Origin of the sequence: Pseudomonas sp. ADAK21 (assembly GCF_012935735.1) — a bacterium.
Taxonomy (GTDB): domain Bacteria; phylum Pseudomonadota; class Gammaproteobacteria; order Pseudomonadales; family Pseudomonadaceae; genus Aquipseudomonas; species Aquipseudomonas proteolytica.
Map to the genome: position 1 here is coordinate 616,011 of NZ_CP052857.1, position 26,270 is coordinate 642,280.

Here is a 26,270-nt window from a genome sequence, read left to right on the forward strand (position 1 = left end):
GCCATCTACAGGCTAGCGCTCAACTCGGGAACCGCCTCGAACAAGTCCGCCACCAGGCCGTAATCAGCCACCTGGAAGATCGGTGCTTCTTCGTCCTTGTTGATCGCAACGATCACTTTGGAATCCTTCATACCGGCCAAGTGCTGGATCGCGCCGGAGATGCCGACGGCGATGTACAGCTGTGGCGCCACGATCTTGCCGGTCTGGCCGACCTGCATATCGTTGGGTACGAAGCCTGCGTCGACCGCCGCGCGCGAAGCGCCGACTGCCGCGCCCAGCTTGTCGGCCAGGGCGTACAGGTGCTTGAAGTTGTCACCGTTCTGCATGCCACGCCCGCCGGAAACGACGATCTTGGCAGCGGTCAGCTCAGGACGGTCCGACTTGGCCAGTTCTTCGCCAACAAAGCTGGAAGTGCCAGCATCGTGAGCAGCGGAAACAGCCTCAACGGCAGCCGAACCACCTTCGGCGGCAACTGGGTCGAAACCGGTAGCACGCACGGTGATGACTTTGACGCCAGCAGTCGATTGCACGGTGGCAATGGCGTTACCGGCGTAGATCGGGCGCTTGAAGGTGTCGGCACTTTCGACCGAAACGATCTCGGAGATCTGGTCAACGTCCAACTGCGCAGCAACGCGTGGCAGGATGTTTTTGCCGTTGGAGGTGGCAGCAGCCAGGATGTGGCTGTAGCCAGTTCCTAGCTCTGCAATCAGAGGGGCAACGTTTTCCGGCAGTTGGTGCGCGTAGGCAGCGTTATCGGCCAGCAGTACTTTGCTCACGCCCGCGACTTTTGCTGCGGCTTCAGCCACGGCGCCAGCGCCTTGACCAGCGACCAGTACGTGGATGTCGCCACCGATTTTGGCGGCAGCAGCAACGGTGTTCAGGGTGGCCGGGGCCAGCACCTTGTTGTCGTGTTCGGCGATTACCAAGATAGTCATGATCAGGCTCTCCAATTCAAAGCACCTTCGCTTCGTTTTTCAGTTTCTCGACCAGTTCAGCCACCGACTTGACCTTGATACCCGCGCTGCGTGCAGCTGGCGCTTGGACTTTGACGGTCTTGTTGGTGGAGGCAGTGGAAACGCCCAAAGCATCCGGAGTCAGCACTTCGAGAGGCTTCTTCTTGGCTTTCATGATGTTTGGCAGGGACGCATAACGCGGCTCGTTCAAACGCAGGTCGGTGGTGACGATGGCCGGCAGTTTCAAGGAAACCGTCTGCGCGCCGCCGTCGATTTCGCGGGTCACGGCAACGCTGTCGCCGCTGACTTCGACTTTGGAAGCGAAGGTGCCCTGGCCGTAACCGGTCAGCGCAGCCAGCATCTGGCCAGTCTGGTTGTTGTCGCTGTCGATGGCCTGTTTGCCAAGGATCACCAGTTGCGGCTGTTCCTTGTCGACAACGGCCTTGAGCAGCTTGGCAACGGCCAGCGAGGTCAGTTCTTCAGCGGATTCGACGAGTACGGCGCGATCAGCACCCAGCGCCAGAGCAGTACGCAGCTGCTCTTGAGCAGTGGATGGCCCTACGGAAACGACGACGATTTCAGTCGCAACGCGCCCTTCTTTTATAGAGAGTTCTTTCAGGCGTACGGCCTCTTCCACGGCGATTTCGCAGAAAGGGTTCATCGACATTTTGACGTTAGCCAGATCGACGCCGGAATTGTCCGCCTTGACGCGAACTTTCACGTTGTAATCGACCACTCGTTTGACTGCGACGAGGACTTTCATAGGGACTCCCTCAGAGTGAAAAATGGGCGGTTCATGCGGCATCGAGCAACGCGGCATAGGCCTTGAGGTGATGGTCGTCATCACCGAACTGATGGCTGAGCATCACCAAGCGTTTGGCGTGGTGCGCCAGGGAATATTCCCAAGTCATGCCAATCCCGCCGTGTAGCTGGATCGCCTGTTCGGCAATGCTGCGCGCGGCGCGGGTGACGATGAACTTGGCGGCGGCCAGGGTCCGAGTGCGTTCAAGGCTGTGCGCTTCATCGCAGTAGCACGCGGCCAGGATGGCCATGCTGGTGGCCTGTTCCAGTTCGGTGCGCATGTCGACCATACGGTGCTGCAGCACCTGGAACTGCCCAATTGCCACACCAAACTGCTGGCGCGTCTTCAGGTAGTCGAGGGTCAGGCGACAGGCTTCCTGCATGCTGCCCAGGGCATCGGCGCACTGTGCGGCAATGGCGCGCCCTTGCTGATAACGCAACGCTGCCAGTGCCTGGCCCGGCTCACCCAAAACCTGATCGGCGGAGACGGTCACCTTGTCCAGGTAAAGATCGCAGGCTTTGCGGCCATCCACCGTGGGATAGGTGCGGCGCTCGACGCCAGCGGCCTGCGGATCGACCAGGAACAGGCCGAGGCCGTGCTCATCGCGACTGTCACCGCTGATCCGCGCGCTGACCAGAATCAAGCCGGCCTGGTGCCCACCTATCACCACCGCTTTCCTGCCGGTCAGTGTCCAGCCCTCGGCCGTCTGTTCGGCACGGGTCTGCACATCGTTCAGGTGGTAGTGACTCTGTGGTTCTTCAAAGGCCGTGGCCAACAGCAATTGACCGCTGGCCACTTGTTGCAACAGGTTTTGCTGGGCCGGACTGCCGAGCTGCATCAGCAAGCCGCCCGCATAAATCACCGATTCCACATAGGGTTCCAGGCACAAGCCTCGGCCGAATTCGGTCATCAACAGCATCGTGTCGACGCCGCCCCCGCCAAAACCGCCCAAGTCCTCGGGAAACGGCACTGCCGTCAGCCCCAACTCACCCAACTGCTGCCAGAAGGCCAGGCTGAAGCCCGCGTCGCTCTGGGCATAGTGTTCACGCGCCTCGAAGCTGTAGGCGTCGCGTACCAGGCGTGTCGCTGTGTCTTGCAGCATTTGCTGCTCTTCGGTCAGTTTGAAGTCCATGGTCAGAGCCCCTTACAGTTCGAGAATCATCTTGGCGACGATGTTTTTCTGGATTTCGTTGGAACCGCCGAAGATCGACAGCTTGCGCAGGTTGAAATACTGGCTGGCCAACGCCACGCTGTAGTCGGCGTGCAGGGGTTCGCCCGGGTAATCCAGGCCCAACTCTTCTTCCAGAAACGGCAACGCGTACGGCCCGATCACCTTGCGCAGCAAGTGGCTGATGGCCTGGCGGACTTCAGTGCCCTTGACCTTGAGGATCGAACTTTCTGCCCCCGGCACCCCGCCGTCCTTGGCCGCAGCCAGGGTGCGCAGCGTGCTCATTTCGGCAGCCATGAGTTGCATTTCCAGCTCTGCGACCTGGGCGCGAAACAGCGGGTCGTCGAATATCGGCCGACCTTCGCTCATCTGCTTGCGGGCAATGCGCTTGAGGTGGGCCAACGCCGCTTTCGATGCACCGATTCCTGCAAGGCCGGTGCGCTCGTAGGTGAGCAGGTATTTGGCGCATGTCCAGCCTTGGTTTTCTTCGCCTACCAGGTTCGCTACGGGCACCTTGACGTTGTCGAAGAACACCTCGTTGACCTCGTGTTCGCCATCCAGGGTGATGATCGGCCGCACGCTGATACCCGGGCTGGTCATATCGATCAGCAGAAAGGAAATACCCCGCTGCTTCTGCGCCTGTGGGTCGGTGCGCACCAGGCAGAAAATCATGTTGGCGTGCTGGCCCAGGGTGGTCCAGGTCTTCTGGCCATTGACGATGTAATAGTCGCCCTCGCGCACCGCGCGGGTTTTCAGCGAGGCCAGGTCAGAGCCGGCGCCTGGCTCGGAGTAGCCCTGGCACCACCAATCGGCACCGTTGAGGATGCGTGGCAGGTAGTGGTCTTGTTGCTGCGGCGTGCCGAACTTGATCAGCACCGGCGCCACCATGTTGACCCCGAACGGAATGCTGCGCGGAGCGCCCACCAGCGCGCATTCCTCATCAAAGATATGCTTTTGCACAGCACCCCAGCCGGTGCCGCCAAAGGCCACTGGCCAATGGGTGGCGTACCATCCCTGCGTGTTCTGGATTGCCTGCCAGCGCAGGTGGTCATCCTTGGACAAGGGCTTGCCCAGGCGCACCTTGTCGGCCAGGTCCTGGGGCAGTTTGTTTTTCAAGAAGGCCCTGACTTCATCACGAAACGCCAGTTCTTCAGCGGTAAAATGAATATCCATGTTGTTTCTCCAAGCCATTGATAGACCGTGAAGCAGGCCGTTATGAATCCAGTTTCCAGTCAGCAAAGCGCCGCCCTTCTGCCGCCAGTTTTTCCAGCAGCGGCGCGGGTTCCCACCAGGCGCCGAAGCGTTGGTGGAACTCGCGAATACGGGCCAGTACCTTGTCCAGGCCAAGGCTGTCGGCATAGAACATCGGGCCGCCTCGCCAGGCGGCAAAACCATAGCCATTGAGGTAGATGACATCGATGTCGCTGCTACGTCGGGCGATGCCTTCCTGAAGGATTTTTGCGCCCTCGTTGATCAAGGCGAACAGGCAGCGCTCGACGATGTATTCATCACTCAGGGCGCGGCGCTCGATGCCTTTGTCGCGGGAGACGGCTTGCAGCAACGGCAACAGGTCAGGGTTGGGCTCGGGACGGCGGGAGCCGGGGGCGTAACAGTAGAAGCCCTTGCCGGTCTTCTGGCCGAGCATGCCGGCCGCGTACAACGCGTCGAGGACGCCGGGCAACGGATAGTTCGCGAGCAGCGTGGCGCGCTGGCGCTGGCGGATGCTCCAGCCGATATCCAGCCCCGACAGGTCCCGCATGGCATTGGGGCCCATGGCCATGCCGAAGGTGCGCAAGGCCCCGTCGACTTGCTCGGGAGTGGCGCCCTCCTCCAACAGGAACTCGGCCTCGCGGCCATACTGGAAGATCATGCGGTTACCGACGAACCCGTCACAGACGCCTACCACCACGGCAATCTTGTTGAGCTTTTTGCTCAATTGCATAACGGTGGCCAACACGTCGAAAGCGGTGTGCCGCCCGCATACGACTTCCAGCAGGCGCATGACGTTGGCCGGGCTGAAAAAGTGCAGGCCCACCACATCCTGAGGCCGCGAAGTGAAGCCGGCGATGACGTCCAGGTCCAGTGACGAAGTATTGCTGGCGAGGATCGCGCCGGGTTTGCAGACCAGATCCAGGCGTTCAAACACCTGGCGCTTGACCTCCAGGCTTTCAAACACCGCCTCGATGACCAGGTCGGCAGTGGCCAGCTCGCTGTAGTCCACCCCGCCATGCAGCAGCGCCAAACGCTGCTCCATCACGGCAGGGCTCAAGCTGCCACGGGCGACACTGGCTTCGCAGGTCTCGCGGGCACGCTGCAATGCCCGCTGCAGAGCCGGCTCATCGACTTCCAAGAGCAGCACGGCAATGCCGGCGCTGACAAAACTCAAGGCGATGCCCACGCCCATGGTGCCGCCACCGATCACCCCGACACGTTCAACGTTACGCACGGGCGTGTCCTTGGGCAGGTCGTCGATCTGGGCACATTGGCGCTCGGCAAAAAAGGCGTGTACCAGCGCCGCACGCTGCTCAGAGGCCAGGCACTCCTGGAACAGTGCGCGCTCGCGTTGCAAGCCTTCGGCCAGTGGCAGCAAGGTCGCCGCCTCGACCGCCGCGACGCAGCGTGGAGGGGAAAAGAACCCCGGTAAACGCTGGCTGACCTCCACGCGTTTGGCGGCAATCAACGCGGCGTTGTCCGCGCCCTTGAGGGCGGCGGTTTGTTCACCGGTGCGCCGCACACCCAGGCCGTTATCCAGCATGCGTTGGGCAAAGGCGATGGCGGCGGTGCGAGGGTCACCGTCGAACAGTTCATCGACAATGTGATGTTCCCGGGCGTGAGTGGCGTTGATGGGCTGGCCGGAGACAATCATCTCCAGGGCCTTGGCCACACCGGCCAGACGGGGCAAGCGCTGGGTGCCGCCCGCGCCCGGCAGCAACCCGAGCTTGACCTCCGGCAGGCCGACCTTGGCATCGCGGCGGGCGATTCGATAATGGCAACCCAGGGCCATTTCCAGGCCTCCGCCCAGGGCCGTGCCGTGAATCACCGCGACACAGGGTTTGTCGCTTTGTTCATAGGCGTTGACCACTTCCGGCAGACTCGGCGCCTGAGGTGGCTTGCCGAATTCCTTGATATCAGCCCCGGCAATGAAAGTGCGGCCAGCGCACAGCAACACCAACACCTTGGCCTGCGTGTCGATCTGGCCCTGGTGCAAGGCGCGCAACAGACCTTCACGCTCGGCTTGACCGAGGGCGTTGACCGGCGGGTTGTTCAGGGTGATCAGTGCAATCTCGCCTTGGCGCTCGTAGCTCACGCTGGAATTCATCTGAACCTCGATATCTTGTTTTTATTGAAACCATGTTCCGCATTGCGGAACATGTGAATCGATTTTATCAAAGAGCCATGTTTTGGCAAACGGTTTCTGGAAAGATTTCCGACGAAAAAAAAGCCGACACCCCACGGGGGGTGCCAGCTTGATAGAGCGCGAGAAATTGCTGACTCAAGCGTCAGCCGCTGGCACCTGCCGCCCAGGGAGCACCAGCGTGGGATCCTTGGGCGCCCAGCTTTTGAGACGCTCCAGGCTCTCGCGATACGACCGCAGGCCGCTCATCAGAATCACCACGGCCAGCACCAGCGAAACCCCCGTCACCACTGCGAGCGAGTAGCGCAGCGCCGAGTCGCTGCCGAACACATAATCGGTGCCCAAGGCCACGGCCGTCGGGCCAATTCCCAGGCCGATCAGGGTCACGGCAAACTGATAAAGCGCCGAGGCCTGCCCACGCATCGGGCTGGGCACCACTTCTTGCACGGCCAAAGGACCGACGCCAAAGGGCATGCTCACGGTAAACACGTGAAGGGCCATCATCACCAGGGCCAGGTTCTTGTCATCCACCAGATAGCCCAGGTTCGATGGCAAGGTCAGCACAGCAGCCAGGATTGCGATACGCAGGGGAGCATCGCGGTGACCGCGCTTGATCAGCCAGTCGCACAACCGGCCGCCCACCAACAAGCCAAGGGAGCCGCAGATCGCCAGCATACTGCCGTAGATCACCCCGACCTCAGGTACGCTCATGTCGAACGAGCGCACAAAAAATGTCGGGATCCAGGCACTGCTGCCGTAGGCCGTAAACGTCAGGCAAGCAAAGCCCAGGTTATGGCAAAGCATGGTGCGGCGGTTTTTACGCAGGTAATCGACGAACTCCGAAAACGGCAGCTCCAGGCCCGCCCCCACGCCATGGCGCACCGGCTCGCGCAACAGCAGCAGGCACAGAGAGAAGACCACGCCAACCGCGCCGAGAATCAGGAACACCATTTGCCACGGGCGCACCGTGCCAATCAGCGGCAATGTCATATCACCCTGGCTGGTAGCAAAGTGCACCGCCACCCCGCCCAACAACAGGGCAACGCCCGAACCTAGGTAAATCGCCGTCGAATACACGCTGAACGCCGTACCGCGACGCTCAGGGGTGAAACTGTCGGAGATCATCGAGTAAGCACAGGGCGCCAAGGAGGCTTCGCCTGCCGCCACGCCAATCCGGCAAAAAAGGAACTGCCAGTAACCTTTGACCATCCCGCAAGCGGCCGTCATGCCGCTCCACACCAGGATCCCGCACATCAGCAGGTTACGCCGGCTCTTGCTGTCGGCAATCCGCCCCAGCGGGATGCCACAGAGGGTGTAGAAAATCGCAAACGACAGCCCCATCAACAGGCTCATCTGCGTGTCGCTGATATCCATGTCGTGACGGATCGGGCCCACCAGCAGGTTGAGAATCTGCCGGTCCACGAAGGATAAAACGTAGGCCAGCATCAGTATGCTGACGGTGAACCAGGCGCGTATACGTGATGGATAAAGTGCGTTCTTCATAGCCGCTACGACCTCATTGTTGTTATAGACCCGCCTGGCGGGCTGTCACCGACTCGACTACAGGAGTGGCAGGGTGTAACTGATGATCAGGCGGTTATCGTCCAGATCACTGCCAAAGTGATTCATGCGCAAAGACGAGTTACGCCATTTCACCCCCAGGTTTTTCAACGAACCGTCCTGGAACACGTAGGCAATGTCCGTATCGCGCTCCCACTCAGAGCCCGTCGGCTTGCCAGCGCCCAACTCAATATCGCTGCCATAGACGTAACGGGTCATGAAGGTCAGGCCCGGAATACCCACAGCAGCAAAATTGAAGTCGTAGCGAGCCTGCCAGGACATCTCATCCCGGTTGGCAAAATCGTTGTTGGAAATAAAGTTGGGCAAGAACGCATCGGCGCCATGGATATAGGCGTAGCCAGTGTCGCCACTCATCTTCTGATAGGCCAGACCAAACGCGTGGCCGCCCAGACTGTAGATGAGCATCGCTGACACGGCAGTGTTATCGATATTGCTCTGGCCTTCGTTGTAGGACCTGGCATAACGCAAGTCACTCTTGAGCGACTGCCCTTCCCCAAGGGGCAGCACATGCAACAGGCTGAAATTGTGCTGGCGGTAAAAACGGTCGAGTTCACCGTAGAAGTAGCTGCCACTTAACTGGTTACTCCACTTGTAACCGACGCCTGCGAAGTTGAACTCATCAGTGCTGGCGCCTTTGCTGACACGAATGCCCTTGGCGTTGGCCACTGAAGGGGTCAGGTCTTCGCGGTTCGTGGAATCGCGCTGGGTCACCTGGCGGATCTGCCCCGCATCAAGGGTGGTGTTGGCGAACTCCTGGGAATTCAGATGCACGCCTTCGAACGTCTGCGGCAACAAGCGGGTGTCGTTGAACTGCACCACCGGCAGGCGCGGATGCAAGGTCCCGATCCTGAGCAAACTCTTGGACGCCCGCACCTTGGCCGTCAGGCCCAGGGAGCCCCTTTCATCCACCGCCCGGCCATCTCGCTGACGAGGCAACAAACCGGAACCGGCACGGTCCTGGCTGGAGTCGAGCTTCACGCCAACCAAACCGATCGCATCCAGCCCAAAACCAACAGGGCCCGCGGTAAACCCAGATGCGTAACGCAGCAAAAAGCCCTGGGCCCACTCTTCCTGCTTGGACTGGGTGGTGCTGGCCTGGCTGTAGTCGCGATTGATGTAAAAATTACGCAGCTCGACGCTGGCCTTACTGTCTGCGAAAAAGTCCGCATACGCCGACGCAGGCACAATGGAAACCAGGAGACACGTAGCAATGACGCAGGAATGGCGCTCCATGATGCAGCCCTATTTTTGTTGTTATGTGTGAAGTCCCTCGCCCCTCGCCAAGGGCGAAGGAACGCTACAGCTTTGACAATTCAATCAATTTCGCTGTGCGGAACTGTATTTTGAATTAACAACAAAATATAAGCATTTCACCAATTTTAAGTAAAGGGCTGACGGGAAAACAAAATCACAAAATGTGTATGTGATTGTTTTTTATGGGTTTACCTGAATGAAAACCGGGGCGCGATTGTTGGAAGTGTTTCGCTAGGCAAAACGCTGGGGAGAAATCGTCAGAACAGGGTGGCAAAACTGGGGAGGCAGGCGTTGGAAGAGAGGGAGACGGAAACGAAAAAGCCCCGCAGAAATTAATCTGCGGGGCTTGGGCTTCTGGTGAACGGCCTTCCAGGCACGCCAAAATATGCTTTTCTGCCGGATAAGCCGCGACGATCTTCGCTAATTTCGCAACGCGTGGAGAGCCACATTGCTCAGCAACTGCTCGCCACACCTGTGCAACGGCTAAGCGGCCATACAACTCCTTGAACTACTGCCCACTAAGGGAGTTCAGGGGCATAGTGACGACATCAATTTAATGGGGTGTTGGCCGGTTTTTAGGGAAAGTTTAATGAAATGGTTCAAGAATATTTAATTAGGGGCAACTGTTATCACGGTAGAACCGTTAAAAGGGCCAGGGGCGACTGATCCTCTGGTTTTCAAAGTTGAAGTTATCGTGAGTGGTGTGCTCGCATTGTTGGTAACCGGCACAGTGATACCGCTGGTGGCATCTTGATTGTTGATTTTTATCTCGGAATAAAGACTGTCATCGCTTCTGAGTCTGACACCCCAAGAGTTAGTACGGCTCGCATTGACAATAACGCTGGCACTCCCCAAACATTTAAGGTTGAGCCGAGTAAAAGCCTGCGCACCATTAAGTGCATTATCGGACAATATTTTGTGATCGATCGTAGTACTACCAGTGATATCACATTTCACCGAGGGTAGCTTTATAGGCGCGCAGTCCCCGAGATCCGCAGACTCCCCCGTATCTGAAGATACAATCTCTAAGGTTATGCATATACCTGCAGGATCATATCCACCTTGAGCTACAATCGATGTATCATAAGGGATATAGACCCCCTGACTATTAAGTCGCGAAAGAACCTGCCCCATTGATAAACCAAAAGGCGGTTTAGGAGGATCAAAGCGCCACCAAGAACCATGACTAAATGCTGCATGATGGTTATACCAAACAATTTCATTCACTATACAAGCACCGGACTCATAACTGCATATCGTCCCGCCAACGTCTGAAATCGACCAACCAGTAACCGAAAAAAAAACTCTTAAATTAGGACCCTCCGCCACGGTCTCCTTTATGACTATAACAGGACGCGCGTACGCTTGACTTGCGATACAAAACAACAGCACCAACAACAGTTTCATATAGATAACCCTTTTACATGACTGCTTCAGTATCGCCACAACAAAAAAGCGAAACACCAAAAGAAAAAACCACAACCAACTGCAATCCTCACTCAAAAACTAGCGCAAACTACTCATAACCAATTACAAACCCTAGAGAAACATTAAATATACCCACACCCATAGTTCTACCTTCCAACGCCGCAGACTCACCTTGCAAATAAGCATTGAAACTTATCAAGTTATCGCCTTTCACAAGTTCACCCATGGCATGAGTCTTGTTTAATGACAAGAATTTTCCATTGGTGGTTTCCAACCCAACCAATAGGCCCTGAACGTCGGAACCTTGCACCACCAACAGCCCCGGCGGGTCGATGCTTGCGTTACCACTGAAGGTAATGTTGACCTTGCTTTTACCGGTGACTAATTGACAATTTTGCAGACGCAACGTTAGGGGGCGACTGCGGGTACGGCCATTAAGGTAAAGGTCCTTGTTGATGACGCTTTTGAAGTCCAGTTCGACGACTGCATCTTCCGCTGCAAGCACACAAGACTCATTCATCAGGGCGCCAGAGAAGTACAGGTTGTCTTCAACTGCTGCAGCCACAGGTACCCACAGGCTGGCAGCAATCCAGAGGCTTAGGTTGACGGTCCGCTTGCCCATACATACTCCTAGTAGAATTCGGCCAGCAACAGCGCCGAAGCCATGAAGTCGATGCTCGGCAAATCGCTGCCGATCTGCTTGACGGGTACGGCCTCCAGTAGGGGGACTGCGCTCGGGAAGATCTGAACATAGCGAGGCAGATCGGGAACAAGTTCAGTCCCCCCGAGCAATACCTTAATGCCCAGATTCGGCACGGAGGACTGCAACGCCTTAGGCTCGAATTCAGGATGACTGCCCTTGAGTGTCAGGCGTATGCGCCAGGTCACGGTTGTGTCAGCGCCCGGGCAACTGATTTGGTAGGGGATTGCCTTGCGGTATTGCTCGCCATCGATGCGGCTGATGGAGAGGTTGCCAAAGCGCACATCGATACGCCCACCCTTGTCGCTGACCGTACAGAGGGGACGTGCCAGCAGAGTGCCCGTGAACTGCATGTTGTCGGCGGCCACGCACACTAGAGACAATGCCGACACCGCGAGACCTGTCAAAACTCGATGTAGGGCGTTCATTGATACTCCACCAACAGCGTTGCACTGGCCGAGAAGGTGCCATTCTTGATCTCGCTATTCTGTGCTCTCTTGATCAAAACAGCTTGCAGCACCGGTTGTTTACTGCCATCGAAGTTGGCCCAGGTATTCATGGCAAGCGCAGCGCCGTCTTTTTTAATGCTGATACCTAGCTCTGTATTACCTGGCACTGCCAACAAACCGGGTAGAAACCAAGTGCCATTGCCTTTCACCTGCATACGAACTTGGTTGGTCACTGCGCGGGAACAATCAAGGGAGTATGGAATGGTGATGTTTTTGTAACGGCCGTCGATATCGGCGGTTTGCACATCACCAAAAAATATGCTGATAAGTCTGTCGTTGTTGATCACGCAGGGAGGGCTCCCAAGAACAGTCCCACTGATGTTCACAGTGACTGTGGATGCAGCGTTCACTGTTGAAACACACCCCAGCGCCATCACCATTAGTGCAGCTCGCAAGCCCACCATCGTGCCGTCCTTAGTCATAAGCCAGGCTCACATTAAGACTGGCGCGAAAGGCTCCCGGGCGCAGCGTTGCAGCTGTGCGCTCAGGGCGGATGTAATAAGTCAGTTGACTGTCACCCGGCGTGACAAACCACAGGGGGGCGGTCTGACCAAGGTATAGATTGCGACCTTGTACATCCTGCACACGTAGGCCCAGGCCGCCGGCGCCAACGACCTTGATCAGCTCCGGGGTATCGGGATCGGACACGGCGCTGAAGGTCAACGTGGCCACGGGCTCACTGGCACTCCAGAGTAGTGTGCCGAGCCGATCGTCACGCCGCCCTCCTTCGCTGCGTACGCAGCCCAGCAGTTTCAGTTGCAGGGTCACGGGCCGGTCTTGATCACCTGTTTTTGCCAGGTTCGCGGTACTTAATTCGCCCAGATCCAATGTCTGATGGCTGGAGTTGGTGTCCAGATAACATGCGCTTTCAAGCAAGCTGCCGATCACCTGAAACTCGGCCGTCTGCACATCGTTGCCAGCAGCGTGGGACACGATTGAAACACTTGCGCAGCAGAGTAAGGCCGCCAGGCACCCGCAGGGTCCAGGGATCATGGTTTCGACTCACGTGAAGAGGACATGGCTCAAGGTCATTTTTTGTCGGCGACAGGACTGGCAGTACAACTACCCACCACACAGTTGAACTGCAATTGCGGGCGGCCGCCGTAATCATTGACATAGGTCAGCACCGGCTTTTCACCCAGCACCTTGGTGCCAACACCTAGGTCTTGCTGGGACTTGGGCGGGATCATCAGGGGCTTGAATTCAGCCGGGCTGCCAGCCTTTAGGTCTGGCGCGGCTTCGATCACGGTGATGAAATAAGGTGTAGGGTTGTTGATCTGATAGCTGTTGCCCAGACGGGTCAGGGTCAACTGCTCCTGCCAGGGTGCTTCACTCAGGCCTTTTTTCGCGGCTATCGCCACGGGGCGATAAAACAGCTTCACCCGGGTCTGCAAAGCGATTTGCAAAGTGTTCGCCTTGTCGCTGCGCGGCGGAATCTCGCGCAGATTGAAGTAGAACAGTGACTCCTGGTCTTGGGAAAGCAGGCTTAATTCGGGCAGGCCCTGAATCTTTATCTGGCTGCTGGCACCAGGCTCCAGGCGCTGGACCGGTGGCAGTACCACCATGGGGCTGGTGATTTTCTCGCCCTGTTCGTTTTCGATCCAGCCCTGCGCCAGGTAAGGCAATTGCGTGTTCTGGTTGCTGATGCTCAAGCTCACGGACTTTTCACCTCCGATAAAAATCACGCGGGTGCGGTCCAGTGACACAGCGGCCTGACTGATCAGGGCGGTGCACATCCCCGCCAGGGTGAGGAGCACAAGGGTGTAGCGTTTGAAGAGGAGCATGGTTGGTTCCTGTAGCAATGAATTAAGTGGCGGCGTTATCTGCGTCGCCAATGGGCTGACACAGCAGTTCCAGTTGTGTTTTGAGTGACGCGACTTTGTCTGGCAGGGTGAAGCTACAGTGGTCACTGCCCCCCCAGTTCAGCGTCATGGTTTCGCCCGGCTGCATGCCGCTCAGGTAGGTCAATCCTTCCTCACCGACGATCCCAGTGTCCTGGCCACTGCTGTTTTTTGCGGTCGCGCCAAATGGCGGGGCGTCACGGCCGGCCATCAAAATGGTGACCATGGCCTTGCTGCCGGCGATCACATCGAAGCGGCGATAACCAATGGCGCCTTCGGTCAACGTGGCCTGAATCACGGATTGGGTCGTTTCAACATCTTCTGGCAGGTTGTCCAGATCGATACTGGTCTGGTTGCGGTAATAGCTGTTGACGTTCGTAATCACGGCCTTGCCAAACCGGTTGGTGCGGGTCACGCCACCGTTACCGCGCACTGGCACACCGGCCACGCCATTGGTATCGACCAGCAGCCGAGTACCCCCCATGAGGCTGTTGCGGTGGAGGGCTGCACCTTGGCCAGTGATGGTGGCGCCGCCCTGCACAGACAAACCAGCCGAGGTGTATTCGTCTGTCTGGTAGCTTCCGCTGGCAACCACTTGGGCCTGATCACCATCATGGGAGAAGTAACCACTGGCAGTTTCACCACTCGATGATTTGCCAGCGGTGAGCATGTATTGATTTCGCTCGTCGAGGCTGTCGTAGTAGCTCATGGTGTGCGTGTTGTCACCACCGCTGACTGAGGCGTTGTAGCTCACCGTACCCTTGCCACCCCAAGGAATACTGACCGACAGGTACGCACCGCTATCGGAGGTGAAATTGGACTTGTTCTGGTAGGCGGTCAGAGACGCACTGAGGTTTCTGAAACTTCCTAGATCGAAGTAGCGCGACATGGATAGGCTAAAGCGGTCGCTCGCTCGGCTGTCCCAGTAAGTCTGGTGGTTGTAGTTGAAATAGACACTGAGTTCGGCATCGCGAAACTGCTTGCTCAAGGTCGTGGTGTACATGTTTTTGCTGCGATTCAGCGGCTGATCGCCACGTCGAGCTTCAATGAACTCGTTCATGCTCAGATAGTTTTCTTCGGAGAAGCGATAACCGGCAAAGGTCACTTGGCTGTCGTACTCATCAAAGCGCTTGGAGTAGCTGATACGGTAGGACTTGCCGGTCAAGTTGCTGTTGCTGCCCGGCACAGTGGCATACGATTGAGTGACATCCACCGACAGCGCGCCAAAGCTCATCAAGTCACGGCCCACGCCCACTGCCAGAGAACCGTAGTCCTGGGCGCCGAGACCTCCGCCATACAGCGACCAACCGTTACTCACCCCCCAGGAAAACTCACCGGTCGCGAAAGTGGGACCATCCATCTGATGTTCCCAGTCGGAGGGTTTTCCGCTTGCCAGTTTGTAGCGCACGGAACCGGGGCGCGTCAGGTAGGGGATGCTGGCGGTATCTATCTTGAAATCCTGGGTGCTGCCGTCCTGCTCTTCGACGCGCACATCCAACTGCCCACTGACCGCATCGTTAAGGTCCTGGATACGAAACGGGCCCGGCGGCACCTGGGTGTTGTAAAGCACCCTGCCTTGCTGGCTGATCACTACGCGCGCGTTGGTTCGAGCGACACCCGCGACCTCGGGGGCATACCCTCGCAGGTTGGGCGGCAGCATGCTGTCGTTGCTGCTCAAATTAGCGCCGGTATAGCGAAAGCTGCCGAACAGGTTGGAGTCCAGATAGTCTTCGCCAACGATTAAGCTTGAGCGCAACGACGGCAGTGCGCGCAATGCGTAAAAGCGACTCCAGGCGAATTTTTGCTGCGACACCTGATCAGCGCCGTGGCGCATTTGCGATTGCCAGTCGCCGCGAAAGCGCCAGGCACCCTGATTGAAACCCACCGTGCCGTTGCCATTGAGGCTGTCGTTGCGACTGCCTTTACGGTTGGTAGTTTGACCGTTGAAGTTGTAGTCAAACAACGCGCCGGTAATACCATCGTCCCAGCGCGAAGGCGGATCCCAGTTCGGCGCGGTGTATTCTAACTGGTCCTGCGGGACGCTAAGGTAAAGCCCTGAAGTACCGAGGTTGCCGCGGGCCTGCATGCCCGGAATACTACTGAGTTCCAAGCACGCGCCGTCGCGCCACCAGTTCAAGTTTTTAAGCGTCTGCTCTTTCAAACCTAACTCACTGACCAGAGCAGGGGAAATACAGGCAAGGCTGCTCTTCGGATCTTCATCCGAGGTAACAAAAACTATGGGGAATTCAGTGAGCGTATCGCGGTTGAGATGAACCATCAGTGTGTATTCTCCGGGCATGATAAAGTTCGCCGAAGCAAACACCCCAAGATCAAGATTCTGACGATCTTTAAGGTCCAATACATCGGTATTGAATTCAAACTCTTGGGCTGCACTGGCCCACGTCGCTATGCAACACAACGCGGCGACAGTCAGTACCTTGCGATGATCCACGCAATACAATCCTTGATCGATAAAGTTTTAGTAACTCAAACACTTCAAAAGTGCTGAATACTTAACTTAATAGTGGAGCGGTAGTTACCCGCCCGTAGTGAGCTTCCGGTACCCACAAGTTCCAGAAAGTAATTAAGTGCCACGGTATCGGTAGCACGAACACTGTCGTCAAGTAGCATGCCAGGGGCAATCAACTTTCCATGAGAGTCTTTAATCTGCAGTGCAACGCCTTGGGCCGCCCCTTGGACGCCGAAGTACTGGCCATTGTTTTCACCTTCGAATGTCAGCTTCATGCCCCGTGACACACTGCCATTAGTGCGCGCACTCAAGGTGCCGCAATCACTGAGATAAATATTCAAAGGCCGTCGAAACGACTCGACGCCGCGTACCAACCCATGCAGCGCTATGGGCTGAAAGCTCACTGTCTGGCCTTCATTGCCCACGCGCATGGCACAGCCAGCATCCACGATGCTTCCAGCTACTTGCATCCGCCCCCTGAGGGAACTTCCGGCCAGCGGATCGTCGGCACGCACGGGGCTGCCAAACAGGTAAAAAACCAGAAGCAGGAGTAACAGCAAGAACACAATTGAACGAATCATCAACACCTCCGTAAGCTTCCCCACAGCACACACAGAGCGCGTACTGCAGGGCACCTCAGTAACGGAGCGGGTTATTGATAAGCGAGTTTGAAGTTGGCGAACGTCTCGAATTCGCCAGGGGTGATTTCAGCCGAAGTACCTTCCGCTCCGCCTACACCGGGAGTCGTGTCACCTTGCAGGTAGGCGCTGTACGACAGGAAATTACCGCCGTCTAACAGCACTTGCGCAGTCGATTCACTACCCATCTTGATCAGCTCACCGTTTTGGTCAGCGATAGCCAGGCTGGCACCCCTGGCTTCGCCACGAAGTGCAAACAGATCAGGGTTGGTTGCGGGAGTGCCAGTGAAGGTAGCAGTGGCCTTCTTCAAAGTAGAGGTGTCACAGCCGAGCAGTTCAATTTTGAAGTTTGTAGGGCTGGACTTGCCACCGTTCTTCAACGTAGCGTTGGCAATCTGCCCCATTTCAATGGTTTGAAACTGCGACTCTTGAGCAATAGAGCACGGCGCATCAATAATTGTGCCCTTGAAGGTAATGACGCCCTTCCCCTGCTCTTTATCAGCCGCCATAACACTAACAGAAGTCGCCGCCAAGGCAACTGCCATAATGGTGCCAGCTAAAACATTAACTTTCATTTCACACTCCTAATATTGATATTGTCCTTGAGAGGGTTCATCAGAACTCTCTCGAAGCTCAGATTTCGATACACCGTTGAGCTGAGACAACTTTAGGAGATAGGGATGAAAATGTGAGTAGGACGATGCCTACTCGCTGCTAGGAAATTTCCTACATTCTCAATAGACACCTGTCAGCCCGTCAAAGAATTACGCTTGGCAAACTCGGCCAAATCTACTAATGAGTGGACACTTAGCTTATGTAACAGGCGGGTTTTATAGGTACTGATGGTTTTGTTGCTGAGAAATAATTTTTGACTGATCTGCTTATTAGAGTAACCCTGGGCCAGATGCTGCAATACCGTCAACTCTCGATCTGTCAACGATTGAATTTGTTTGAGTTCGGTCAGTTGATCTGCCGAATTGACACTGTCCGAGGCTAGCGAAGGAAAAAAGGTATAACCCGCGTCTACGGCTTTGATAGCAGTAATGAGCTTATCCAGACCTTCATCTTTATTGATAAAACCGCGGGCACCCAACTGGATACAACGTCGACATACCGAGTCTGCAGGCTGTGACGTCAGGATCAAAATTTCAGTGCGTACATTCAGAGCCTTGATACGGGTAATGACACTGAATCCATCGAGTTTCGGAATACCAATGTCGAGCACCACCACCTGCGGGGTCAGCTCACGCACCAACCGAACAGCATCAATGCCATTGTTCGCTTCACCCACCACGCGCATGCCGTGCTTTTCCAGTAGAACGCCGACCGCAAGGACGATCACCGGGTGATCATCAACAATGAGAACGCTATGCATGGTGTCTTTAACCTCTTGAACGCACTTGCTACTGAACGGTACAGCTTGAGGCGGTAAAGGCTAACACTATTAACCAAGCCGGACGGTGCGTAGGACTTAATGAATCATAGCTTCGGAAAATTCCTAGGCAATGTCGGATATTTCCCATTTAGCTACTAAAACCCCACTCCCACACTGACCGCCCTCCTTTTGGTGTAGCCGAGCGATGCAAACCTTGACAGTTTTGGTGCTGGAGGATGAGCCTTTCCAGCGACTGGTCACTGTGGCCGCGCTCGAAAAGTTGATGCTCGGAACAGTTCTGCAAGCAGCCGACGGTAATGAAGCCGTCGTAGCCCTGGCAGGCTGTGAGCATGTGGATATTCTTCTGTGTGACCTGAAAATGGCCGGCATGGATGGTCTAGCCTTTCTGCGTCATGCCACCAGCAGCGGCAAAGTGCGTGCAGTGGTGCTATGCAGCGGACTGGACCCCGTCCTGCGTCAAGCCACTGTATTAATGATCCACTGCCTTGGCCTGACCTTTCTCGGTGATTTGGGTAAACCATTCAACATCGAGGGGTTCAACCAACTGGTCAACCGTTATAAGACGCAATGTAACGCTGCATCCAGGTCGTTGTTACCGGCTGAGATGCCAACGTTGAACGACGTGCTGCAAGGCTTGGACAACGGCGCGTTCGAGGCATACTACCAACCCAAAATCAACCTGCAAGGGCAAGCACTGGTAGGCGCCGAAGTCCTCGCACGCTGGGTTCACCCGCAGTGGGGAGTCCTGGCCCCCGCCCATTTTTTGCCCGTGATGGAGCAATACAACCTGATCGACAGAATGTTCTGGCATCTGTTTGAACAGGGACTGGCCCTGCACCGGCGATTGGCCGCACAGGGCTTGACGATCAACCTTGCGTTCAACCTGCACCCAGCTCAGCTGGCTTGCAGCGCATTGACTGAACGCATTCCGGTGATGCTCAAGCGCGCACACGTACCTGCGACCTGCGTGATTTTTGAGATCACCGAATCGGGGCTACTCAGTGCACCGGCCAATAGTCTTGAGAATCTAGTGCGTCTGCGCATTCTCGGTTGCGGCCTGGCCATGGATGATTTTGGCGCCGGTTACTCCTCGTTGGATCGGCTCAGCGAATTGCCGTTCAGCGAGATCAAACTGGATCGGGCGTTTGTCTACAAGATGCAAAGTCAACCCAGAAGTGCTGCGATCATTAGTTGTACGGTGGCACTGGCGCAGGCGCTGAATATCTCGTTGGTCATTGAGGGGGTAGAAACCGCCGAACAACAAACCCGCCTTATCGAACTGGGCTGCACGATTGCCCAAGGCTACCTGTATGCCCGACCTATGCCGCAAAGCCATTTTATAGACTACTGTAGGACCAAGCTGCTCTCATGAGTAGGACCGATGACCAAAGGCAATGGCTTTGAACTATAATCGCGCCAGCCACGACGACTCGGCGTCATCCCCTCGCCTCCCCGAATTCCCCTCCTGCAGGGGACTGGCTCCAGCCCTCTCTGACTCATTCGGCCTCTTCCCGATGTACTTACGCTTTTTCTGGCTGGCCTTGTGCACGCTGTCATTCAATTCTCTGGCGGAGGCTGCAACGCCGTCTTTGGCGCCGCAGACGCTTTCCAGCCAGCTACACATCCAGCGACAGGACATCGGGATTTCTGAAGAGGACTGGCAGTGGCTGCGCCACAAGGCCGAACTCAGGGTTGGCGTATCACCTGAGGAGTCTGCACCGTTCTCGGTCAACGCCCAGAGTAACCAGTACGAAGGTATCAGCGCCGATGTAACGGCGCTCGTTGCTCAAATGCTGGTCCTAAAGATCAAAATCGTGCCATTTGCCACCTCCCTGGCTGCTGAGCAGGCCCTGCAAGCGGGCAACATCGATGTCATCACCCGCCATGGCAGTTACGAGGCGAGCCAGGGCCTGATTTCCAGCATCCCCTACGCGCGTGACCGGTTCGCGGTGTTCAAACGCAGCGCCGAACCGCGCCACTCGCCCACCAACCTGGCGGGCTTGCGGGTAGCAGTCACCGGCGAGCACCTGCAGGAGTTGCAACAACGCTACCCACGGGCGGACCTAAAGGTCTATGGCAGCCACGAGCAGGCCATCGCGGCGGCCGCCTTTGGTCAGGCAGATGTGTACGTCGATAACCTGTATAGCGCCTACTATCAAATTAACCGCTCGTTCTACGGCTACATGCGCTTCGAACGCTTCAGTGATCTGCCCATCAGCGGTTTTAGCTACGCCTTACGCGCAGACAACACGCGCTTGCAGCAACTGGTCAACGTCGCCATTGCGACCATCGGCGACAACCAACTGATCAACATGGCCAAGCGCTGGGTCGGCAGCGGCTACATTCCCGACGAAGAGCCCATCGACCTCACCTCGCAACAGTTGCGCTGGATCGAGAACCATCCAGTAGCTCGACTGGTGATCAATGACGACATGGCCCCCGGTGCATTTTTCGATGCCAACGGGATTTTTTCCGGTGGCATCGCCGACCTTCTTGAGGTCATCACCCTAAGCACCGGGCTGCATTTTCAGGTGATCTCGCGAAGCGGCGGTTACCCGCAAATCATCGACACCTTGCTCAAGGACGAAGCCGACCTGGCACTGATGACCCCCAGCCTTGAACGTGAAGAGTACTTACGCTTCTCCAGGCCTGTCATCGACGGGCCCTTCGTATTACTCAGCAACGCTGATCAGCGAGGAAACCTGGACGGTCTGGTCGGAAAGCGCATAGCCATTCCCAGTGGCCACGTGGCGTTACAGCAACTACGCAAACGTTACCCCGAAGCCATAGTGATCGAAGCCGGCGGAACACTGGATTCAATGAACCTGCTCTATGAAGGCAAGGCCGATGCCGCAATGATTGCGCTGCCTGCGGCGCGGTATTACACCGAGCGTCTGTTTCGCGACAAATTGGTCATTAACCATGTACTGGATCTGGGCCCCAGCACGGTCAATTTTGCCTTGCGCCGCAGTGACGCAGAGCTGCAGTCCATCATCGATAAGGTACTACAGACCCTGGGGCCGGATGAGCTCAGCGCGATTGCCAACCGCTGGCGCTCCCCCCCAGGCATGAGTGGACAAACGTGGGTCGACTACGAGCGCGTGATCCGCCAGATTGTCATCATTGCGGGGTTGTTATTGTTGCTGGTGCTTACCTGGGTGCTCTATCTGCGCCGACAGATCAAGGCCCGGCTCAAGGCCGAGCGCATGCTCAACGATCAACTGAAATTTGTCGAAACCTTGACTGACTGCATGCCTCCCCCACTGTACGTGTGCGATGTCAACGGGCTCATTCTGTCGTGCAATCGTCGCTTCCTTGCAAGCGTTGGGTTGAACAAAGAGCAGGTGCTGAACAAGACCGTGCATGATTTACCCGCAGAGCACTTCAAGAGCCCGCCCGAGCTTGACCAAAATTACCGCCAGGCTTTGAGCGACGGTCAGATCCACGAGTCGGTGCAGATCATTGAGTTGCAAGGCGAAGCCGTGTCCATCAGCCATTGGATGCAACCGTTCCACGACTACCAGGGCATCATCAAGGGCGTTATCTGCGGCTGGTTGGACATCAGCGAACACCGCCAGCTGGTGCATCAACTGCAAGAAGCCAAGAGTCAGGCAGACAGCGCTAGTCGGGCCAAGACCAGTTTCCTGGCCACGATGAGTCATGAAATCCGCACACCCATGAACGCCGTGATCGGCATTCTGGAATTAGCACTCAAGCGCGCCACACACGAACCCATTGACCGCGCCAGCATTGAAATTGCCCATACCTCAGCGAAAAGTCTGCTGGAGCTGATTGGCGATATCCTCGACATCGCCCGTATCGAGTCCGGGCGTTTGAGTCTGACGCCCAATCGCGCCAACCTGCGCGAACTAGTCGAGTCGGTGGCTCGGGTCTTTGAAGGATTGGCTCGACAGAAACGCTTACGCTTGATGCTGGAAATCGATTCCAGCATCAACTGTGATGTGCTGGTCGATGCCCTGCGCTTTAAACAGATCCTCTCCAACCTGATCAGCAACGCGATCAAGTTCACTGAAGAAGGCACAGTCAAACTCAGCATCGTAGGTGCTCTGCTCGACAATAACCAACTCCATGTAAGCCTCAGTGTTGAAGACACCGGCGTCGGAATTAGTTCAATTGATCAGCAACGGCTGTTTCGCCCCTTCGCCCAAGTACAGCGCAATGTGCAGCACACCGAAGGAACCGGCCTGGGCCTGGTGATAAGCCGCTCACTCTGCGAAATGATGGGCGGCCAGTTGAGCATGAGCAGCGTGCTGGGCCGGGGCACGGAGGTCAACATTGAGCTACGCGTTCAGGTGCTTGAGCGCATCAGCTTGGCCCCACTACCAGCCCCACCACAGACCAGGCAGCGTTATCGCTTACAGGTACTGGTAGTGGACGATCATCAGGTCAATCGCCAGGTGCTCTCTCAACAGTTGAAGTACTTGGGCCATGATGTCATCGAGGCCGAAAATGGCCAGCAGGCCTATGAGTGCTGGAGCACCCATGCGTTCGACGTGATCATCACCGATTACCATATGCCCGTCATGAACGGCACCGAACTGACGCGCGCCATTCGACGAGGAGAACGGGAAAACTCGCTCGAACCGACCGTTATCATTGGCCTGACTGCCGACGCCCAGCCTGAAGAACTTGAGCTGTGCATTCTCGCGGGTATGAACGATTGTTTGATCAAGCCTATCAGCGTCGATGAACTGGACGCGCACCTGTTGGGACATCACCAGGTCGACGACGCCGAACAACCCTTAGCGAAACAATTGGTCGTGGTCTCCGACTCGATGCAATTGGTTGATCTTGGGCCGCTGGAACATTTGATCAGCAGCGAACCCATGAAGATTCGACAGATCCTTGATGAACTGATCAGGAGCAATCGCAATGACGCTCAGCTGATGTCTGCGTTACTGCTGGAGGGCGAGATCGATAAGCTTGCGGAACTGGCGCATCGTATCAAAGGCGCGGCGCGGGTGGTCAAGGGCGAGCATCTGGTTCAATGCTGTTGCAGTCTAGAAGCAGCGTGCCTTGACCCGCACGTGTCCTTCGACCAGCTCAAGGAGTCAGTCGCTCAAGTCGAGGCAGGCATCGGGACACTAGAACAAGCCTTGCTCAGTCTCAGGAGATAACACGCCTTTCGGTTAGATTCGCTCTCACCAATGGAGATCATAGCGAGTTTCTGTGTCACCTCCTCCAGGCGGAGACTGTCTATCAACTCGCGTTAGATGCTGCACAGCGACTGGCTGACAGACATGCGAAGAAATCAGACCCCTAACACCGTGAAAATACGTAATTTAAGTAGTACAACGGAGTAGCACAATCCGAAAACAAAAAAGCCCCGCAGATCTTAATCTACGGGGCTTTCATTTGTATGGCGGAGAGATAGGGATTCGAACCCTAGGTACCGGTGAAGGTACAACGGATTTCGAATCCGTCCCATTCGGCCACTCTGGCATCTCTCCAACGGCGCGCATCATAACAGCCTGTTACTGGGAAGCAAAGCTCTCAGTGGATTTTTTTCCGTGCTATCAGATGCTTGCGTCGATTACAGCGGTACGCCGAGACGGTTGGCGACTTCTTCGTAGGCTTCGATAACGTCACCGAGGCCCTGGCGGAAGCGGTCTTTGTCCATCTTCTTGCGAGTGTCCTTGTCCCACAGGCGGCAGCCGTCTGGGCTGAATTCGTCGCCCAGGACGATGGAGCCGTCGTGGAATACGCCGAATTCCAGTTTGAAGTCCACCAGCAGCAGGCCAGCATCGTCAAACAGTTTGCTCAGGACGTCGTTGACCTTGAGCGACAGTTCTTTCATGCGTGCCAGCTGTTCAGCAGTGCCCCAGCCGAATGCCACGACGTGGGATTCGTTGATGAACGGGTCGCCCTTGGCGTCGTCCTTGAGGAACAGTTCGAACGTGTAAGGGTTGAGCTTGAGGCCCTCTTCCACGCCCAGACGCTTGACCAGGCTGCCGGCTGCGTAGTTACGCACGACGCACTCGACCGGGATCATGTCGAGTTTTTTCACCAGGCATTCGTTGTCGCCCAGCAGCTTGTCGAATTGGGTCGGAATGCCGGCCGCTTCGAGTTTCTGCATGATGAAGGCATTGAACTTGTTGTTCACCATGCCCTTGCGGTCGAGCTGTTCGATGCGCTTGCCATCGAACGCCGAGGTGTCGTTGCGAAACAGCAGGATCAAGCGGTTGGCGTCGTCGGTCTTGTAAACCGACTTGGCTTTGCCGCGGTAGAGTTCTTCACGTTTTTCCATGATGGGCTCCGCTTGGTAAGTAGATGGGCTAGGCGATATGTCGCCAGTCGAGCCCTGAATCTTGATCGGCCAGTTGCAGCCAGTCCGGGTCGCACCCGAGGGTGTCGACAAAACATTGCCGGGCAAGCTGCGGCAGGTTGTTCTTGCTGCTCAGGTGGGCCAGGACCAGGTGTTGCAGGTCTTGCCAGCCCAACTCATACACCAGGTACGCCGCCTGGTGGTTGTTCAAATGTCCCAGCTCGCCACCCACCCGTTGCTTGAGAAAGTACGGGTAGTGACCGCGCGCCAGCAGGTCACGGCAATGGTTGGACTCGATCATCAACGCATCGAGGTCACGATAGCCTTCCAGCACCTTGGCACAGTAGGAACCCAGGTCGGTAAGCAGGCCAAAGCGGCGCTCGCCATCACTGAATACATATTGCGTGGGCTCGTGGGCATCATGCGCCACGGCAATCACGTCGACGCTCAAGGCACCAATCTGCAGCTGCTCGCCACCGGCCAGGAAACCCGCGGGTTCAATGGGTTTGCGCATCCCGCGCAAGGTGCCGCGACTCAGGTACACCGGAAGATTGTAGCGCCGAGACAGCAAACCCACGCCATGCACGTGGTCGGCATGTTCGTGGGTCACTAGAATCGCGCTCAACTGCGCGGGGTGAACCCCCAGGCGCAGCAGGCGTCGCTCGGTCTCCCGCAAGGAGAAACCACAATCCACCAGGACGTACGTGTCGTCGTGGGCTACAAGCGTGCCGTTCCCTTGGCTACCGCTGCCGAGAACAGCAAAACGCATCGGATCAGCCCAGGTTGTCCTGAATCACGCCCAACACTTTGCGCGCCGTTTCTGCTGGCGCCACGGTGTTGATGTTTTTCTCGACGGTGACTTGCACGTTGTCGCCGACCTTGCTCAAGCGCACTTGATAACGCTCGGCGCGGGTCTCGATCTCTTCCTTGGTCGGCTCGCTGCCGAACAACTTGCTGAAGAAACCACGTTCTTCGTCTTTCTTCTCGGCCTTTTCTGCCACGTTGATGTAGTACAGGCCCAGGCTGCGGTTGATGTCTTCGACGCGCCATGGCCCTTGCTCCAGGGCACGGCCGACGCTGGCCCAGGCACGGTCCAGGTCTTCACCCAGGTTAAGCACAACGTTGCCGCTGCCGTCTTCGGTGAGGCTGACACGGCTAGGGGTGTCGTAGTCACGGGCGGCGAGCAGGGAGACGGAACCGCCCTTCTCGGAGATGCGGCTCATGCTGGCAAGCATCTCGTCGACCAGCGCGGCATCGACACCGCTGTTGACCGAACGGTTGGTGAAGTCGACGTTGGCGGTGCTGCCCGCAGGACGCTCGGCGCTGACCACGTAGACTTCACTTGTATTGCGCTGCACGCCTGGCTCGATGCGCACGCGGATGCGGCTTTCGCCATCAGCGGCGACGCCACCTGCCTGCAAGCGCTTGGCCATGTTGGCCGACAGCTCACTTGGCTGCTGCCACGCCGTGGTGAATTCACCGGTCTGCGGGCGTTGCTCGTCGATACGGAAGCCATTGTCCTGGAAGAACTGCACCGCCACCGGCCAGACTTCGGCAGGTGGGCGCTGGGCCATGATCCAGCGCGAATCGCCGCTTTTCTGCAGACTGTAGTCGCTGGCATCGGCCAGGGCCGAAATCGGCTGTGGGCGCGGTACTTCGTACTCGCCCTTGACGGTGTCGTCGGCCACGTTGCGCGGGATCGGCAGCAACGGGTCAAGGCGCTTGGCGACGTTGACGTCCGGCGGCAATTGCATCGGTGCGGTTTGTTGTGCTTCCAGGTAATCGCTGCCGCGGTCACGGAAGTAGCCTTCCGGGCCCCAGATCCAACCGCAGCCACTGGTGCTGGAGATAATCAAGGCAAGTGCGGAAAGTCCGGCCAATCGCTTCAT

The 26,270-nt window shown here is 56.8% G+C and carries 22 protein-coding genes and 1 tRNA gene; 2 read left to right on the plus strand and 21 right to left on the minus strand.

From position 1 onward, the window contains the following. Positions 1-5: 5 nt before the first annotated feature. The 17 genes from HKK57_RS02855 to HKK57_RS02935 form a co-directional block, all read right to left on the minus strand. The gene (locus tag HKK57_RS02855; RefSeq protein WP_133714165.1) at positions 6-935 is read right to left on the minus strand and encodes an electron transfer flavoprotein subunit alpha/FixB family protein; all 930 of its coding nucleotides are present in this window, start codon (positions 933-935) and stop codon (positions 6-8) included. A gap of 16 nt (positions 936-951) precedes the next feature. Next, entirely contained in the window at positions 952-1,716 is a 765-nt protein-coding gene (locus tag HKK57_RS02860; protein ID WP_169389756.1) for an electron transfer flavoprotein subunit beta/FixA family protein, read from the minus strand. A 31-nt stretch (positions 1,717-1,747) separates the two neighbouring features. After that, a complete protein-coding gene (locus tag HKK57_RS02865; RefSeq protein WP_169389757.1) occupies positions 1,748-2,887 on the minus strand; it encodes an acyl-CoA dehydrogenase family protein in 1,140 nt (379 codons plus the stop codon). A 12-nt stretch (positions 2,888-2,899) separates the two neighbouring features. Next, entirely contained in the window at positions 2,900-4,096 is a 1,197-nt protein-coding gene (locus HKK57_RS02870) for an acyl-CoA dehydrogenase family protein (protein ID WP_169389758.1), read from the minus strand. A 40-nt stretch (positions 4,097-4,136) separates the two neighbouring features. Beyond that, positions 4,137-6,242, minus strand: coding sequence for a 3-hydroxyacyl-CoA dehydrogenase NAD-binding domain-containing protein (locus HKK57_RS02875; protein ID WP_169389759.1), 2,106 nt, complete (start codon positions 6,240-6,242; stop codon positions 4,137-4,139). Between the two features lie 174 nt (positions 6,243-6,416). After that, positions 6,417-7,781 (minus strand): spinster family MFS transporter, encoded by a 1,365-nt coding sequence (locus HKK57_RS02880; RefSeq protein WP_169389760.1) that lies wholly within the window; start codon positions 7,779-7,781, stop codon positions 6,417-6,419. A gap of 57 nt (positions 7,782-7,838) precedes the next feature. Beyond that, entirely contained in the window at positions 7,839-9,092 is a 1,254-nt protein-coding gene (locus HKK57_RS02885) for an OprD family porin (RefSeq protein WP_169389761.1), read from the minus strand. 630 nt (positions 9,093-9,722) lie between these two features. Continuing rightward, positions 9,723-10,520: an MrpH family fimbial adhesin gene (locus tag HKK57_RS02890; protein ID WP_169389762.1), complete on the minus strand. Its 798-nt coding sequence runs from the start codon at positions 10,518-10,520 to the stop codon at positions 9,723-9,725. A gap of 109 nt (positions 10,521-10,629) precedes the next feature. Continuing rightward, positions 10,630-11,163 (minus strand): fimbrial protein, encoded by a 534-nt coding sequence (locus HKK57_RS02895; RefSeq protein WP_169389763.1) that lies wholly within the window; start codon positions 11,161-11,163, stop codon positions 10,630-10,632. Positions 11,164-11,171: 8 nt separating this feature from the next. After that, the gene (locus HKK57_RS02900; RefSeq protein WP_050493014.1) at positions 11,172-11,669 is read right to left on the minus strand and encodes a fimbrial protein; all 498 of its coding nucleotides are present in this window, start codon (positions 11,667-11,669) and stop codon (positions 11,172-11,174) included. After that, positions 11,666-12,172: a fimbrial protein gene (locus HKK57_RS02905; RefSeq protein WP_169389764.1), complete on the minus strand. Its 507-nt coding sequence runs from the start codon at positions 12,170-12,172 to the stop codon at positions 11,666-11,668. The genes HKK57_RS02900 and HKK57_RS02905 overlap by 4 nt, the downstream gene beginning before the upstream one ends. Then, a complete protein-coding gene (locus tag HKK57_RS02910; RefSeq protein ID WP_169389765.1) occupies positions 12,165-12,683 on the minus strand; it encodes a fimbrial protein in 519 nt (172 codons plus the stop codon). The genes HKK57_RS02905 and HKK57_RS02910 overlap by 8 nt, the downstream gene beginning before the upstream one ends. Before the next feature lie 95 nt (positions 12,684-12,778). Then, positions 12,779-13,534: a fimbria/pilus periplasmic chaperone gene (locus HKK57_RS02915; protein ID WP_169389766.1), complete on the minus strand. Its 756-nt coding sequence runs from the start codon at positions 13,532-13,534 to the stop codon at positions 12,779-12,781. 22 nt (positions 13,535-13,556) lie between these two features. After that, positions 13,557-16,043, minus strand: a complete 2,487-nt coding sequence (locus HKK57_RS02920) for an outer membrane usher protein (RefSeq protein WP_201975835.1) — start codon at positions 16,041-16,043, stop codon at positions 13,557-13,559. A gap of 44 nt (positions 16,044-16,087) precedes the next feature. Next, on the minus strand, positions 16,088-16,642 hold the full coding sequence (locus tag HKK57_RS02925) for a fimbrial protein (RefSeq protein WP_169389767.1): 555 nt from the start codon (positions 16,640-16,642) through the stop codon (positions 16,088-16,090). A 71-nt stretch (positions 16,643-16,713) separates the two neighbouring features. Then, a complete protein-coding gene (locus tag HKK57_RS02930) occupies positions 16,714-17,274 on the minus strand; it encodes a fimbrial protein (RefSeq protein ID WP_029299068.1) in 561 nt (186 codons plus the stop codon). Positions 17,275-17,447: 173 nt separating this feature from the next. Beyond that, the gene (locus HKK57_RS02935; protein WP_029299069.1) at positions 17,448-18,074 is read right to left on the minus strand and encodes a response regulator transcription factor; all 627 of its coding nucleotides are present in this window, start codon (positions 18,072-18,074) and stop codon (positions 17,448-17,450) included. 205 nt (positions 18,075-18,279) lie between these two features. On the opposite strand from HKK57_RS02935, the gene HKK57_RS02940 reads away from it, so the two are divergent. Together HKK57_RS02940 and HKK57_RS02945 are read left to right on the plus strand one after the other, a co-directional pair. Continuing rightward, positions 18,280-19,467, plus strand: coding sequence for an EAL domain-containing response regulator (locus HKK57_RS02940; RefSeq protein ID WP_029299070.1), 1,188 nt, complete (start codon positions 18,280-18,282; stop codon positions 19,465-19,467). A 142-nt stretch (positions 19,468-19,609) separates the two neighbouring features. Further along, positions 19,610-23,233 (plus strand): response regulator, encoded by a 3,624-nt coding sequence (locus HKK57_RS02945; RefSeq protein WP_169391174.1) that lies wholly within the window; start codon positions 19,610-19,612, stop codon positions 23,231-23,233. A gap of 243 nt (positions 23,234-23,476) precedes the next feature. On the opposite strand, the gene HKK57_RS02950 is transcribed toward HKK57_RS02945, so the two are convergent. The 4 genes from HKK57_RS02950 to bamC all read right to left on the minus strand — a co-directional run bounded on the left by HKK57_RS02950 (position 23,477) and on the right by bamC (position 26,270). After that, positions 23,477-23,566: transfer RNA gene (locus tag HKK57_RS02950), tRNA-Ser, on the minus strand. 83 nt (positions 23,567-23,649) lie between these two features. Beyond that, positions 23,650-24,363, minus strand: a complete 714-nt coding sequence (gene purC / locus HKK57_RS02955) for a phosphoribosylaminoimidazolesuccinocarboxamide synthase (RefSeq protein ID WP_003211975.1) — start codon at positions 24,361-24,363, stop codon at positions 23,650-23,652. A 28-nt stretch (positions 24,364-24,391) separates the two neighbouring features. Further along, complete coding sequence (locus HKK57_RS02960) at positions 24,392-25,150, minus strand: MBL fold metallo-hydrolase (RefSeq protein WP_029299072.1); 759 nt, start codon at positions 25,148-25,150, stop codon at positions 24,392-24,394. A 4-nt stretch (positions 25,151-25,154) separates the two neighbouring features. After that, positions 25,155-26,270, minus strand: a complete 1,116-nt coding sequence (gene bamC, locus HKK57_RS02965) for an outer membrane protein assembly factor BamC (RefSeq protein WP_029299073.1) — start codon at positions 26,268-26,270, stop codon at positions 25,155-25,157.

Excerpts from the sequence above, each read along its gene's own strand:
- HKK57_RS02855 (WP_133714165.1), bottom strand. The coding sequence starts at position 935 with ATGACTATCTTGGTAATCGCCGAACACGACAACAAGGTGCTGGCCCCG.
- HKK57_RS02860 (WP_169389756.1), bottom strand. The coding sequence starts at position 1,716 with ATGAAAGTCCTCGTCGCAGTCAAACGAGTGGTCGATTACAACGTGAAA.
- HKK57_RS02865 (WP_169389757.1), bottom strand. The coding sequence starts at position 2,887 with ATGGACTTCAAACTGACCGAAGAGCAGCAAATGCTGCAAGACACAGCG.
- HKK57_RS02870 (WP_169389758.1), bottom strand. The coding sequence starts at position 4,096 with ATGGATATTCATTTTACCGCTGAAGAACTGGCGTTTCGTGATGAAGTC.
- HKK57_RS02875 (WP_169389759.1), bottom strand. The coding sequence starts at position 6,242 with ATGAATTCCAGCGTGAGCTACGAGCGCCAAGGCGAGATTGCACTGATC.
- HKK57_RS02880 (WP_169389760.1), bottom strand. The coding sequence starts at position 7,781 with ATGAAGAACGCACTTTATCCATCACGTATACGCGCCTGGTTCACCGTC.
- HKK57_RS02885 (WP_169389761.1), bottom strand. The coding sequence starts at position 9,092 with ATGGAGCGCCATTCCTGCGTCATTGCTACGTGTCTCCTGGTTTCCATT.
- HKK57_RS02890 (WP_169389762.1), bottom strand. The coding sequence starts at position 10,520 with ATGAAACTGTTGTTGGTGCTGTTGTTTTGTATCGCAAGTCAAGCGTAC.
- HKK57_RS02895 (WP_169389763.1), bottom strand. The coding sequence starts at position 11,163 with ATGGGCAAGCGGACCGTCAACCTAAGCCTCTGGATTGCTGCCAGCCTG.
- HKK57_RS02900 (WP_050493014.1), bottom strand. The coding sequence starts at position 11,669 with ATGAACGCCCTACATCGAGTTTTGACAGGTCTCGCGGTGTCGGCATTG.
- HKK57_RS02905 (WP_169389764.1), bottom strand. The coding sequence starts at position 12,172 with ATGACTAAGGACGGCACGATGGTGGGCTTGCGAGCTGCACTAATGGTG.
- HKK57_RS02915 (WP_169389766.1), bottom strand. The coding sequence starts at position 13,534 with ATGCTCCTCTTCAAACGCTACACCCTTGTGCTCCTCACCCTGGCGGGG.
- HKK57_RS02925 (WP_169389767.1), bottom strand. The coding sequence starts at position 16,642 with ATGATTCGTTCAATTGTGTTCTTGCTGTTACTCCTGCTTCTGGTTTTT.
- HKK57_RS02930 (WP_029299068.1), bottom strand. The coding sequence starts at position 17,274 with ATGAAAGTTAATGTTTTAGCTGGCACCATTATGGCAGTTGCCTTGGCG.
- HKK57_RS02935 (WP_029299069.1), bottom strand. The coding sequence starts at position 18,074 with ATGCATAGCGTTCTCATTGTTGATGATCACCCGGTGATCGTCCTTGCG.
- HKK57_RS02940 (WP_029299070.1), top strand. The coding sequence starts at position 18,280 with ATGCAAACCTTGACAGTTTTGGTGCTGGAGGATGAGCCTTTCCAGCGA.
- HKK57_RS02945 (WP_169391174.1), top strand. The coding sequence starts at position 19,610 with ATGTACTTACGCTTTTTCTGGCTGGCCTTGTGCACGCTGTCATTCAAT.
- purC (WP_003211975.1), bottom strand. The coding sequence starts at position 24,363 with ATGGAAAAACGTGAAGAACTCTACCGCGGCAAAGCCAAGTCGGTTTAC.
- HKK57_RS02960 (WP_029299072.1), bottom strand. The coding sequence starts at position 25,150 with ATGCGTTTTGCTGTTCTCGGCAGCGGTAGCCAAGGGAACGGCACGCTT.
- bamC (WP_029299073.1), bottom strand. The coding sequence starts at position 26,270 with ATGAAGCGATTGGCCGGACTTTCCGCACTTGCCTTGATTATCTCCAGC.